This window comes from Dactylosporangium sp. NPDC050588 (genome assembly GCF_040654975.1).
GTDB lineage: Bacteria > Actinomycetota > Actinomycetes > Mycobacteriales > Micromonosporaceae > Dactylosporangium > Dactylosporangium maewongense.
The window spans coordinates 121,311-133,722 of record NZ_JBFAJA010000023.1; the positions used below are offsets into that span (position 1 = coordinate 121,311).

At 71.6% G+C, this 12,412-nt stretch carries 4 protein-coding genes and 2 pseudogenes; 3 read left to right on the forward strand and 3 right to left on the reverse strand.

The genetic code is table 11. From position 1 onward, the window contains the following. Nucleotides 1-279: 279 nt before the first annotated feature. Both AB0I21_RS18200 and AB0I21_RS18205 read left to right on the forward strand, forming a co-directional pair. A complete protein-coding gene (locus tag AB0I21_RS18200) occupies nucleotides 280-2,994 on the forward strand; it encodes an FtsX-like permease family protein (RefSeq protein ID WP_360562427.1) in 2,715 nt (904 codons plus the stop codon). Between the two features lie 1,261 nt (nucleotides 2,995-4,255). Next, the gene (locus tag AB0I21_RS18205) at nucleotides 4,256-4,444 is read left to right on the forward strand and encodes a DUF4132 domain-containing protein (protein WP_360562429.1); all 189 of its coding nucleotides are present in this window, start codon (nucleotides 4,256-4,258) and stop codon (nucleotides 4,442-4,444) included. Here the strand turns inward: AB0I21_RS18205 and AB0I21_RS18210 are convergent. The 3 genes and pseudogenes from AB0I21_RS18210 to AB0I21_RS18220 form a co-directional block, all read right to left on the reverse strand. Continuing rightward, entirely contained in the window at nucleotides 4,430-4,696 is a 267-nt protein-coding gene (locus AB0I21_RS18210; protein WP_360562430.1) for a ricin-type beta-trefoil lectin domain protein, read from the reverse strand. The genes AB0I21_RS18205 and AB0I21_RS18210 overlap by 15 nt on opposite strands. 155 nt (nucleotides 4,697-4,851) lie before the next feature. Next, nucleotides 4,852-5,016 (reverse strand): annotated as a pseudogene (locus tag AB0I21_RS18215) (LamG-like jellyroll fold domain-containing protein); the annotation flags it as partial. Between the two features lie 827 nt (nucleotides 5,017-5,843). Then, the gene (locus AB0I21_RS18220; protein WP_360562432.1) at nucleotides 5,844-10,097 is read right to left on the reverse strand and encodes a ricin-type beta-trefoil lectin domain protein; all 4,254 of its coding nucleotides are present in this window, start codon (nucleotides 10,095-10,097) and stop codon (nucleotides 5,844-5,846) included. Nucleotides 10,098-10,596: 499 nt separating this feature from the next. On the opposite strand from AB0I21_RS18220, the pseudogene AB0I21_RS18225 reads away from it, so the two are divergent. Beyond that, nucleotides 10,597-12,412, forward strand: a pseudogene (locus tag AB0I21_RS18225) (RHS repeat protein); the annotation flags it as partial.

Consider the following 12,412-nt stretch of genomic DNA (forward strand, 5'->3'; position numbering starts at 1 on the left):
CGACCTTCCGGGCGGCGGCGACGGTCGTGCCGCCGGTGCCGCAGCCGACGTCGAGCACGCTGCCGCCGCGGACCGCCGCGACCAGCAGGTCCTCGAACGGCCGGAACACCTCGTCCCAGCATCGCCTGCGCCGCCGAGGCCGGCAAGCTCGCCACCGGCACCCACCCACGGCCGGGCCGGTGAGGCCTCCAGGGTCTTGCATTGTCACAATGTATAGGTCAGTGTGTGCGGGTGATCCGATTCGTCTGGGCACATCTTCGGGGGCGGGCGGGGCGGGCGGTGGCACTCCTCGTCGGGGTGCTCACCGCCACCACCGGCTTCACCGTGCTGACCGGCGCCACCGCCACCGCGCGGCTGGAGGTCACCGGCACCGTGGACGCCAACGTGCGGGCCGCGTACGACATCCTCGTCAGGCCGAAGGGCAGCCGGCTGCCGCTCGAAGGCGACCGCGCGCTGCTGCGGCCCAACGCGGTGTCCGGCATCTACGGCGGGCTCACCATGGACGACTGGGCGAAGGTCCGGTCGGTGCCCGGCATCGACGTCGCCGCGCCGATCGCGATGGCCGGGTCGCTCAACGCCGCCGTCGTCGCGCCGGTCGACCTCACCGACCTCGTCGACCCCGAGCTGGACCGGCAGGTCATCCGGGTCGACCGCACGCTGCTGGCGGACCGCGGGCTCAGCCGTACACCGGCGACCCCGGCCTGGGTGTACGTCACCACGCACGACGTCTCGTGGCCGCGGCTCGGCCGCAACGAGGAGCTGCTGCAGTTCTCGGGCGGCCAGACGATGCCGTGGCAGCAGCTGTGCCACGGCACCCCGGGCCTGCTCGAGGAGGGCCGGCAGGTGTGCCCGTTCGTCGAGCAGGGCCAGGTCACCGACGCCACCAACCAGGACGTCTTCGCGTTCCGGCGGCGCCCCGACGGCCGGTTCGAGACGCTGTACGACACCGAGCCGCAGCAGCGGCTCAGCATCTCCCTCACGTGGCACGAGCCGATGCTCGTCGCGGCCGTCGACCCCGACGCCGAGGACCGGCTCGTCGGGCTGCGCGCCGCCACGCAGGGCACGTTCCTCGCCAACACGCCGGCGCAGGCGACCGCCATTCCCGGCACCTCCGAGCAGCGCATGATCGTGCCCGTGCTGGCGTCGTCGCGCCGGTACGCCGACCCCACCACCGCCGTCAGCATCTCGCACGCACCGCTGCCCGCCGTGCCCGCCGGGACGTCGCAGGCGATGCTGGCCGCGCTCACCGCCGCACCCGCGACCCACGTGCGCGACGACGTGCTGGACGCCGACGCCGCCTACCAGCACACCGTCGGCACCGGCCTCGGCCGCGGCCTCCTCTACAGCCATGAGTGGCTCCTGCAGATCGGCGGCGTCTCCTACGCGCAGGCCCCGGACGGCAGCCTCACCGCCGTCCCCGTGCCCGACAACGCGGCCGCGTACGTCCTGCCGTACTCCTCAGGCTTCCCCGCGCCGTGGCAGCTCGACGACACCTCGTTCCGCACGGTGAAGAACGTGTCGGTGCGCACGAACGGCGAGATGACGACGGCCGACTTCGGCGTCGTCGGCACGTTCGACCCGGCCCGGCTCACCACGTTCAACCCGCTCAGCCGCGTGCCGATGGAGACCTACGAACCGCCCCTGGTCGTCGGCGCCGACCAGGCCACCCGCGACCTGCTCGGCGACCACCCGCTCGCCCCCGGCGGCAACCCGGGCGGGTACCTGTCGTCACCACCGATGCTGCTGACCAGCATCGCGGCGCTGCCGGACATCCTCACCGACACCATCGGCACCGACAAGGCCGCGCCGCTGAGCGCCATCCGGGTCCGCGTGGCGGGCGTGCACGGCTTCTCCGCCACCTCCCGGGAGCGGGTCCGCGTCGTCGCGGAGGAGATCTCCGCCCGCACCGGCCTGGACGTCGACATCACGTACGGCTCCTCGCCCTCCCCGCAGACCGTCACTCTCGCCGCCGGCAAGTACCAGCGGCCCGAGCTGCGCGTCACCGAGCACTGGGTGAAGAAGGGCGTCGCGGCGAGCATCATCACCGCCATCGACCGCAAGAGCGCCCTCCTGTTCGTCCTCGTCCTGGTGGTCTGCGCGCTCTTCCTCGCCAACGCCGTCGCCGCCGGCGTCCGCGACCGGCGCGCCGAGCTCGCCACCCTGGCCGCGCTCGGCTGGCCCGCCCACCGGATCTTCGCCGCGGTCCTCGGCGAGGTCTTCGTCATCGGGACGGTCGCGGGCCTCGGCGCACTCGCCCTCGCCGGCCCGCTCGGCGGGCTGCTGGACGTCCGCACCAGCTGGACGCAGGCCCTGCTGGCGCTGCCGACCGCCGTCGGGCTGTCCCTGCTCGCCGGCCTGCTGCCGGCCCTCGGCGCCGCCCGCGGCCGCCCCGCCGCCGGCCTGCGCCCCGCCGTCACCCGCCCGCGCCGCGCCGGCCGCCCCCGCGGCCCGGTCACCATGGGGCTGCTCAACCTGGTCCGCGTCCCCGGCCGCACCGCCCTCGCCGGCGGCGCCCTCGCCATCGGCATCACCGCCGCCACCGTCCTCGGCGCCATCACCTTCGCCTTCCACGGCGCGATCGTCGGCACCCTCCTCGGCGACGCGGTCTCCCTGCGCGTCAGGACCGTCGACACGATCGCGGTCGCGGCGACGATCCTGCTCGGCGTCCTGGCCGTCGCCGACGTCCTCTACCTGAACATCCGCGACCGCGCCGCCGAGCTCGCCACCCTCCGCGCCACCGGCTGGACCCCGGCCGCCCTCGCCCGCCTCGTCGCCGCCGAGGGCCTCGGCATCGGCCTCCTCGGCGGCCTCGCGGGCGCCGCCGTGGGCGTGACCGCCGCCGCCTGGCTCGTCGGCGAACTGAGCCCCGCCCTGCTCACGACCGCCGGCTCGGCCGTCGCCGCCGGCGCCCTGCTGGCCACCTGCGCGGCCCTGATCCCCGCCGCCCTCCTGCAGCGCCTCCCGACCGCCGCCCTCCTCGCCGAGGAGTCCTGACTCCCACCCCCGCCGACCGCGCCACGCCGCGAGGTGGGCGACGACCCAGGCGCCGGCGGACGTGATCCGGTCGCCTGCCTCCACGATGTACGGCGGCCGGCCGCCGGGGCAATGCCGATCAGCAGCAGGTCCTGGTGTGCCGCGGTGCCGGGGAAGCAGACGTTTGTCGAAATCGGCGGCACGGGTGACGATGAGCCGCTCATCCTTGACCTGCGTGAGGTGACTGCGTGACCACGACGGACCTGCCGCCGCCGACCGACCCGGCGACCACTGGGCACGACGGGCTGCCGGATGTGCTCGTCACCCCGCCGTGGTCCCGCCGCCGCGAGCCGGTCGTGGTGCCCGGCCTGACCCGCTCCGCGCCGCTGGCGTCCGACGGCACGCCGGGAGCCGACGCGCTGCACGCCGTGCCGGACCTCGTCGCGTTGTCGCGGGAGATGGTCACCGAGACGACGCTGCGGCTGCTGCCGTTCACCGGCCCGGAGCTGGCTGACCTGATGATGGAACTGCGGGTGAAGTCCCGGTCGGCGTGGACCCGCGACCTCGCGCGGCAGTGGCTGTCCCGCCACCCGGCCGCCGCCGCCCGCGATCTCGTGCCGCCGGCCCTGGAGGAGCCCGGCCCGCGCCGCGAACTCGCCGAGCACGCACTGCTGGCGCTCGCCACGGACGGTCACCGAGATCTGGTGCTCACCGCCGCCGGCACCTACGGTTCGGCGGCCGGCGCCGCGATCCGGGCTTTGCTTGACACGGACCCGCTCGAGCTGCTGCCCTCGACGTTGCCGAAGATCCCGCGCTGGGTCGGCGTGCCGACGCTGCCGACGATCCGGCTGCGGGACGGCGTGCGGACCCTGCCGGTCGAGTCGGCGCGGCACGTGGTCACCATGCTCTCGCTGTCCCAGCCCGCCCTGCCGTACGCGGGTCTGGAGATCGTGAAGGACGTCTGCGACCCCGTCTCGCTGGCGACCTTCGGCCGGGCCCTCCTGCTGCGTTGGGTCGACGCCGACTGTCCGTCGGTCGGCCGATGGGCGCTCGACATGCAGGGCCTCATCGGCGACGACGAGACGGCCCGCAGGCTCGGTCCGCTGATCCGCTCGTGGCCCGGTCACGGCGACCACACCCGGGCCGCGCGCGGCCTCGACGTGCTCACCGCGATCGGCACCGACGTGGCGCTCATGCACATCCAGGGTGTCGCCGACAAAGCCTCCAAGAGAAGGACGTGCGGACCGTGGCGGCCGACCAGATCCGCCGCCTCGAGCGCGCCATGGCCGACCAGCGCCGGTGGAGCAGTGCGGAGTTCCACCGGCACCTGGTGGGTCATCCGCTGCTGTGGCACGTCGCGCGCCGGCTGCTCTGGGTGACGTCCGAGGGCCCCGACGGTGGCGAGGCGTGCTTCCGGTCGAGTTGTTCGGGCCGAGCTCCCAGAGCTGGTTCGGGGTCATGTTGCAGGTGAAAGGTGGAGTTTGGAGCCGTTGGTGGTGCCGTAGCCGATGACGTCCAGGCACATGCCCCCGACGCGGATGGTGCCGTCGCCGATGACGGCCCAGATCTGTGAGTTCGGGCCGCCGGTGCAGTCCCAGGACTGGATCGGGTTGCCGTTCGCGCCCACGCCCTGGTTGTTGTCGAGGCACTTGCCGGGGCGGCGGTAGAAGCGGCGCCGGTGCCATCGGCGAAGCAGAGCACGGCGCTGCCGTTGCCGTCGCACCAGTCGACGCCCGTGGCCGTGAGCGCCAGCGGCCGCTGATACTTGGCGGTGTCGGGCTCCTTGCGGGGCACCCCGTCGTCGTACTCCTCCATCATCCACTGCCCCGTCATGAGCGGGTCGATCGCCGTCTTGATGTCGACGAACGGGTCGAGCGCCCGTTCCCAGACCCGCGCGTCGCCGATGTCGCCCTGGAAGCTCGGCTGGCGGACGCCGTTCCACCTGCCGCCGCCGATGGTCAGCGCGCCGGTGGCGTTCCAGTTCGTCGTACGGCCGAGCTGGCCGACCACCACGCCGTTGACGTACAGCTTCGCGGTCTTCAAAGGGCGAGGCGAAGAAGTGGGAGAAGAAGACCGGCAGCTTCGTCATGGGGTGGGCCTGCGCGCTCAGCGGGATCTGCGAGATCTTCGACGCGTGCGCCGGCAGTGGCGCCGCCTACGACTGCGGTGTCGCACTCGGCGAGATGCTGGGCGAGCTGCTGATCTCAGCGCTGTCCGGCGGTGCCGGTGGGGCCGCGGCCCGCGGCGCGGCGGTGGCCCGAAGACTCGCCGAGAAGTTCCACCTCAAGATCCCCGGCATCGACACCAAACCTTCGCACGACTCCAACGGCAACGGGTCGTCGGACGGCGGTGACGGCAAGGGCGACGGCAGCGACTCGGGCGACTCCGGAAACAGTTCGGGCGACGGCTCGGATGCCGGTGACGGCTCGGATGCCGGCGACGGTTCCGACGCGGGAGACGGCTCCAACGCGGGCGACGGGACCGACACCGGCGAAGGCCCGGGCAGCGGCGACGGCGGTGGCGGCCAGCCGCAGGGGAAGGGGCCGGGCCGGCCGCACCGGGTGGAGCAGTCGACGCAGGCACAGGTCGACCGGTTCAACCCCTCCGGGAGCCGCACCAACTGCGGCCGGGTCGCGGTCGCGGTCGACCGCACGCGAGCCGGGCGGCCGTCGCACGCTCGATCCGGCGTGGGGTGCGAACCAGTCGCACCCCACGCCGCTTGCTCGGCGGCCCGGTGCCCGACCCACGCAGACGTGGCTGATCTGGCGGAGGCCGATCCGGTGCCTTCGCCACCGCGGCCCCGGAAACGGAAGGGACCCGCGACCACCACCGGGGCGGTCGCGGGTCCCTGTAGGGCAGGTGTCAGGAGGTCACGAGACGAACCACTCCTGGGCGCGGCCTCCGTTGCAGTCCCAGATCCACAGCTGGGTCCCGTTGGCCGTGTTCTGGTTCGGCAGGTCCAGGCAGCGGCCCGAGACCGGGTTGCGGATGGAGTTGTTGGGGCCGAGCTCCCAGATCTGGTTGGTAGTCATGTTGCAGGTGTAGAGATGGATCTTCGAGCCGGCGGCGGTGCCGTAGCCGATGATGTCCAGGCACATGCCCCTGATCCGGATGGTGCCGTCCCCCATGACGGCGAAGATCTGCGAGTGCGCGCCGCCGTTGCAGTCCCAGGAGCTGATCAGGTTGCCGTTGGCCCCCGTGCCCAGGTAGTTGTCGATGCACTTGCCGGGCACCCCGGAGCGGATCACGCCGATGCCGGTCCACTGCGGCGTCCAGCTCTGGGCGGCGCTGCCGGAGCAGGTCCACACCTGGAGCTTGGTCTCGTTGGCGGTGCTGGAGTTCGGGACGTCCAGGCACAGGTTCGAGTTGGGGTTGCGCAGCGAGTTGAACGGGCCGACCTCCCACTGCTGCGCGGCCAGGCCGTGGCACGTCCACAGGTGCACGTACGTGCCCGGTGTCGTGCCGGCGTTGTTGACGTCGAGGCACTTGCCCGCGATGCGGATGGTGCCGTCGCCGGGCATCGTCCACAGCTGCGAGTCGGAGCCGCCGTTGCAGCCGAACGACTGGATGCGGTTGCCGTCGGTGCTGTAGCCGTACGGGTTGTCCATGCACTTGCCGGTGATGCCCGAGCGGAACATCATCAGCGTGTTGTTCGGCACGGCGCCGTTGGTGGAGTGCATGGCGCCGGTGTGCACCCGGACCTCGTCGACGTCGCCGGCGAAGAACTCGGCGGCCGCGCCGGCCTGAAGGGTCCGGCCGACGTTGAACGTGCCGGCGGCGTTCCAGTTCGCCGTGTAGTACGTCTCGCCCTGCAGTTGATCGTTGACGTAGAACCGGATCTTCCCGGCCGGTGCGTCGTAGACGGCCTCCAGGAACGTGAAGGTGTTGAGCACCGGCGCGGCGGTCGAGTTCACCTTGTAGATCGCGGGTGCGTCGGCGTCGCTGCCCGCCGCCACGAACGACCAGCGGTTGACGGTCTTGTCGTACCGGACGGTGAATCCGGCACCGCGGGTGCCCTGCTGGGAGAAGACGGTGCGGGACACGCTGGTGTCGGTGATCCGGGCCCAGCCGGAGACCGTGTACGACTGGTCGGTGCGGACAACGGCGGGTGCGGTGGCGGCGCCGGACAGGCCGTCGAAGCAGAGGCCGGTGCTGGAGTGGCTGTCGCACCAGGTGACGGTGCCGGGAGGCTCGGTGAGGGTCAGGGGGCGCTGGAAGTTGGAGTCGTCGACGACCTGCCGGGGCGCGTCCTCGTCGTAGTCCTCCATCGCCCACTCGCCGGTGACGACGGGGGTGACCGCCGGCTTGATGTCGACGAACGGGTCGATCGCCCGGTCCCAGACCCGAACGTCGCCGATGTCGCCCTCGAAGCTCGGCTGGCGCACGCCGGCGTACTTGCCGCCGCCGATGTCCAGCACGCCGACGGCGTTCCAGTTGGACGGGCGGCTGAGCTGGCCGGCGACGATGCCGTTGACGTAGAGCTTCATCATCTTCATGCCCACGTCCCAGGACACCGCGACATGCGTCCACTGGCCGAAGACCGGTGCGGTGGGTGCGGTGGCGTAGCGGGGGGCCGCGTCGACGAGGTCGGTGGAGTACACGGTCAGCGCCCACCGGTTCGTCGGCGCCGGCAGGTACTGGATGGCGATGCCGCAGGTCATCCCGCCCTCCACGCACAGCACGGTGCGCGCGTTCGAGGTGCCGCCGGTGAGCCGGACCCAGGCGGCCGCGCCGAAGCTCCTCGTCGTGTTGATGATCGGGCCGGGTGCGACGGCGATGTCGTCGACGCCGTCGAAGTGCAGGGCGCTGTCCTTGCCGTTGACGGCGTGGGTGCCGAGGATCCGCCCGTCGGTCCAGGTCGCGCCGCCGGTGACGGTGGCCGTCGGGCCGCCGGCCGGGCTGGTGGCGAGCGTGGTGCCGGTGCCCTCGTCGAGCTTCCAGGTCTTGGGGTCGGAGTGGGTGTTGACGAGGAACCGGTAGTCCTTCGGCGGCGACGGGTTCTGGGCCGCGTCGCGGGAGCGGACGGTCAGCACATTCTCGCCGACGTGGGTCGGGGTGACCCAGACGGTCGCCGTGCCGTCGGTGGCGGAGGCGGCGACGTAGGTCTTGGTGCCGCCGTCGATCTGGTACTCGTAGTCGGCGATGTCGGTCTCGCCGTTGGCGCCGAACGTGAACTGGCCGCTGCGGCCGACCGAGCCGCGGTGGACGTCGTTGGGCGGCGTCTCCACGTACAGGCCGTCGAATGCCACCACGGTCGGTTTGACACCCGGTGGGGTGGTGTCGATGGAGAACTCGCACCACGGCGACCAGTTGGAGTTGCCGCCGAGGCCGTCGCCGACCCGCACCTGCCAGCGGGCCATCGACCCGGTCAGCGTGCCGGCCGGGACGGCCATGTCGGCGAGGGTGCCCGACGGGACCCCGGTGTCGGTCTTGGGCCAGCCGCTGATGGCGGTCCAGGCGGTGCCGTTCCACTGCTCGAGAGCGAACGACGCGGACAGCTGACCGCTCTGGTCGCCGTCGGGGTCGGAGATGTTGGCCTTGAGCCACGGCGCGGTGGACCGCACGATCGGCCGGCCGGTGCCGGTGACGCAGGCCTGCCCGGCGGCGGTGAAGTCGGTGTGCGTGGTCAACGCCGACGCGGCCGGGGTGTTCGGCAGGCTGTTGTACTCGACCGACATGGCGGTCTGCGCCTGGTCGAACTTCTTCCAGCGGTTGCTGGCCGTCTCGTCGGTGCCGTCGCTGTCGCGGGCGGATAGGCCCAGGGTGTAGCTGCCCCGGCCCTGACCGAAGTTGATGACGTCGTTGACGAGGGTCTGGTTGGAGAACTCCATGTACATGTTGGGCTGCGGGTCGTTGGCGCAGCCGGCGCCGGTCGAGGGCTTGTGGGCGTTGCCCGACTTCGTCTCGACGAACAGGTTCAGGGCCGGGCCCGACCAGGCCTGCCTGCCGGACCCGGTGAGGTCGCCGGTGCGGTACAGGCTGACCGGCGTCGCGGTGCACGCCCACGAGTGCGTCATCATCGTGACGAACTTGGCGTTGCGGATCTGCTTGCCCGGCAGCCAGGTGAGGTCGAACGCGAAGAAGGAGCGGAAGGTGCCGGACCCGTCGGTGTTCTGCCCGACGCGGACGATGCCGTCGTCGCGGTTGGCGTTGGTGGAGTCGGTGTAGCCCCAGCGGGCGCGGCCGACGCCGGTCCATGGGTCGATCACGACCGGGTAGGCGACGTTCGGGTCGGCGAGCATCGCGGCGTCCGGCACGATGACCAGGGAGCCGTCCTCCACCGTGGTGGGCAGGTTGGCCTTGCGGGAGTCGTCGGGCACGTGCCGCAGCACGGAGTTCTTGCCCGCGGTGCGCGCCGCCGCGAGGGACCGCTGCGCGCTGGGCACGCCCGCGGAGTCCCACATGAGCGCCGGTCCGGCGGATGCGGTGGTCTTGCCGGTGCTGTCGCGGGTCTCGTAGCCGCCGCCGGGCCTGTTCCGCAGCGACCAGCCGGTGCTGGTGAGACCGAACTTGAGCTTGGCGAGGGCCGGGTTCGCCGCGGCCTGCCGGGTCTTGACGATGAGGGAGTAGCCGAAGCCCTCCACTGTGGACTGCACCTGCAGGTCGATGTCGGGCAGGACCGACTCGTAGACGGCGGTGTCGCCCTCGATGCGGGGTGCAGGCAGCTTCGACGGCCAGGTCAGCTTGAGCGCGCCGCCGGTGCCGTTGAGGGTGACGAGGGGTTCGGTGCCGCCGGCGGAGAACCGTACGTCGGCGACCGAGGCGACGGGTGCGAGCGTGGCGCCGTCCTTGCGCAGCGACAGGTCGATCTCCCGCCAGGTGCCGTCCTTCTTGGTCCAGTGCGGCACGGAGTAGCTCTCCCGCACCAGCGTGCCGCGCGGCGTGGCCATCGTGCGGGCCATCTCGGACCGGGAGTTGGCCACCTCGATGGTGCGGCCGCTCTCGACCGCCTGCCTGATCGCGGTGTTCTCGGACGCCTGCTGGTTCGTGGCCGGTTGACCCGTCGGTGCGGGCGCCGGTTCGGCGCCGGCCGGCGCACCGACCGTGAGCGCGACCGCGGTGCCGACGGAGGCGACCGCGAGCGATGCCACCATGGCGAGCTTGGAGGAGCCGTGTCGACGCACGGCAGGATGAGGTCTGATCACTGTTAGCCCCCGCGAAGTGAAAGTGAGCGAAACCTAGGGGCAGGCCAGTGGCCGTGTCAATCGATGCGTGCGATGTCGGCACGCCGTTGGAGGTATGTCCGGATTGGCGGTGAGTGCCGTCATGAACGCCCCATGATGCCTTGACTTCGGTGAATGCGACCCCTAAATTGCAGGCTGCTCGGGTATCGATCCCGGTGCGACTGCATGGGCCTAACGGGGAGGCTTTACATGTTCAGTGGTGGCTGGGCGCTGCGCAGAAGGCAGTGGCCGACATGATTCCGCAGATGGTCGGCGTACCGGCGTAGGCCGGCTGGATCCTTCTTCTTCATCTTCTGTTTCTTGACGATGTTCGGCTGCCGTCGCGTCTCGACGGTGGCCACTTACGCATTGCTGCGGAGGAATTGTGTCCTTGACCGGTGTCTTCGGACCGCCCGGCCTGCAACTGCTGCCACGCCGGTCCCGTCGGTTGTTCGGGCGGGTGACGCGCACGGTCGCCGCGTCGGCGATCCTGGCGCTCGCCGCCAACTGTCTGGTGGTGCCGCCGGTGCAGGCGGCGCCGAAGGTGACGAAGCCTGAGGCGGCGCAGCGGTTCAAGGATGTGCCTGGTGGCACGGTGGCGGTGCGGCAGCCGCAGCCGGGCACCGCTTCCGCGGCGGCGCGTCGCGCGACGGTCAGCTCGGTGCAGTGGCCGGCCGCGGCCACCGCGGACGTGAACATCGCGGCGGCTCGGTCGCAGCTGCGGGCGTCCGGTAGCGCGTCGCCGGCGGAGACGGCGGTGTCGGTGCCGGGTGCGCCATTGCGGGTGGTGGCCGGGGCGAAGGGGCCGGAGCAGGTCCGGGTGCAGACGCTGTCGCAGGACGAGGTCCACGCGGCGGGTGTGCAGGGCGTGATGTTCCGGGTCGCGCGGACCGACGCGGCCGCCAGCACCGGCGTCGTGAAGCTGGAGGCCGGCTACGGCGCGTTCGAGTCGGCGTTCGGTGCGGACTGGGCCAGCCGGCTGCGGCTCCTGGTCATCCCCGAGTGCCACCAGACCCGCCCCGAGGACGCGGCGTGCCGTGCGGTGCCGGTGAAGTCCGACAACAACGTGAAGACCAAGACGGTGACCGGCGAGGTGACGCTGCCCGCCTCGGTCACGACCGCGGCGGCGTCGAAGCTGACGTCGGGCAACGTCATGGTGGCCCTCGCCGCTGGGCCGTCCGGCGGAGCCGGCGACTTCGGTGCGACAACCCTCGCGCCGTCGTCGACGTGGTCGCAGGGTGGCTCGTCCGGTGGGTTCTCCTGGTCGTATCCGATGCGGGTGCCCCCGGCGGTGGGTGGTCCCGGGCCGACGGTCGGGTTGAGCTATTCGTCGCAGTCGGTGGACGGCCGGCAGGCGGCGTCGAACAACCAGCCGGGCTGGATCGGTGAGGGCTTCTCCTACGACACCGGCTTCATCGAGCGCCGCTATGTGGGTTGTGCGGATGACAAGGCCGATGACAAGGGCAGCAAGGCGAACAACACCGAGGACACCGGCGACATGTGCTGGGCCACCGACAACGCGGTGATGTCGCTCAACGGCGGTGGCGGCGAGCTGCTGAAGGACGGCAGCGGTCTGTGGCACCCGGTCCAGGACGACGGTTCCCGGATCGAGAAGGTGATCGGCGGGGCCAACACCAACGGTGACGACAACGGCGAGTACTGGAAGGTCACCGCGGCGGACGGGACGAAGTACTTCTTCGGTCGGAACCGGTTGCCGGGTTGGACGACGAACAAGCCGGAGACGAACTCGGTGCAGGCGGTGCCGGTCGCGGGCAACCATGCGACGGAGCCGTGCAAGGCCGCCACGTTCGCGGCGTCGTTCTGCACGCAGGCGTACCGCTGGAACCTCGACTACATCGAGGACATCTACGGCAACACCGCATCGCTGTGGTACGCGCGGGACACGAACTACTACGCGAAGAACAAGCAGGAGAACTCGCCGGTCGTCTACCACCGCGACGCCTACCCCGTCCGGATCGACTACGGCACCGACAACCGCTCCGTCGTCAACGGGGTGCGGACCGACTCGGCGTACACGGGCGTCGCGGCGCCGGCGCAGGTGCACTTCGGTGTCTCCGACCGGTGCGTGACCGCGAACTGCGGTACCAAGGACAAGACCAACTGGCCGGACACGCCGTGGGACCAGAACTGCGCGTCGACGGGCACGTGCTGGCAGTCGGCGCCGACGTTCTGGAGCAGCAAGCGGCTCACCTCCGTCACCACGAAGGTGCGGAAGGGCAGCGGTTACCAGGACGTCGACCAGTGGATCCTGCGTC

What these genes read in the sequence shown, in the direction of transcription:
- AB0I21_RS18205 (WP_360562429.1), top strand. Translation starts at nt 4,256, where the DNA reads ATGGCCGACCAGCGCCGGTGGAGCAGTGCGGAGTTCCACCGGCACCTG.